Source organism: Streptomyces sparsus (assembly GCF_054776295.1).
In genome coordinates, this window is record NZ_BAAHCA010001278.1 from 1 (window position 1) to 1,102 (window position 1,102).

Annotated in this window: 1 rRNA gene and 1 pseudogene; one reads left to right on the plus strand and one right to left on the minus strand. The window is 71.3% G+C overall.

The annotated features are described in order from the left end of the window. Window positions 1-769: pseudogene (locus tag ACYVE9_RS27885) on the plus strand (hypothetical protein); the annotation flags it as partial. A 266-nt stretch (window positions 770-1,035) separates the two neighbouring features. Here the strand turns inward: ACYVE9_RS27885 and rrf are convergent. After that, window positions 1,036-1,102: ribosomal RNA gene (gene rrf, locus ACYVE9_RS27890) — 5S ribosomal RNA — on the minus strand; the annotation flags it as partial.

A 1,102-nucleotide genomic window follows, 5' to 3' on the forward strand; every position in this document is an offset into this window, starting at 1 on the left:
GGTCATCCCGACGGAACGGCGGACGGTCCCCACCCGACCGGAACCCACCCCGCTCGTTGTCGCGCCGGGGCGCGGGCCGATCGTCACGCCTCGGCGCCGGCCGGTCGTCGCGACGGAAGCCGCCACGCTCGTCGTCACGCCTGGGCGCCGGACGGTCATCACGACGGAACGACGGACGGTCCCCACCCGACCGGAACCCACCCCGCTCGTTGTCGCGCCTCGGCGCGGGACGGTCATCACGTCGGAAGCCGCCGCGCTCGTCATCACGCCTGGGTGCGGGACGGTCATCACGTCGGAACCCACCGCGCTCGTCATCACGCCTGGGTGCGGGACGGTCATCACGGCGGAAACCGCCACGCTCCCCGTCCCGGCGATCATCCCGACGGGGGCCACTCGGCCGGTCGTCACGTCGCGGGCCGCCCGACCGGTTGTCGCGCTGGAACTGGGGACGGTCACCGCCAGGACGAGACCCACCACCCCGGTCGTCGCGGCGGTAGCCGCCGCGGTCGTCGTTGCGCGGGCCGCGCGGACGGTCGTCACGGTCATCCCGACGGAACGGCGGACGGTCCCCACCCGACCGGAACCCACCCCGCTCACCCTCACGCCTCGGCGCAGAACGGTCATCGCGCCGGAAGCCGCCGCGCTCGTCATCACGACGAGGGCCGCGGTCGTCCCGACGAGGTGCGCCACGCTCGTCATCGCGACGGGGCCCGCGGGTGCTGTCACCGCGGTCGTCCCGCCGGAACTGCGGACGGTCGCCACCACCTGAGCGGTAGCCGCTGCCGCCACGCTGGTCGCCCCGCCGGTCGTCACGTCGGAATCCCCGCCCGTCGCCGTCCTGCCGGCGCGAACTGTCGGATCGTTCGGGCCTGGACGGCCTCTCCTCAGATGAGTTGGACATCGACGTGACTCCTGTCTCGGGGTGGTACACGATCGTTCTCGCGTACCAGTTCGTTCGGTGCGCTTCGAGCGCAAAGCAAAAAAGGACCGTTGGCCCCAGCATGTCGCTGGGACCAACGGTCCTCATCAAAGATTGTTCGGCGGTGACCTACTCTCCCACACGCTCCCGCATGCAGTACCATCGGCGCTGAAAGGCTTAGCT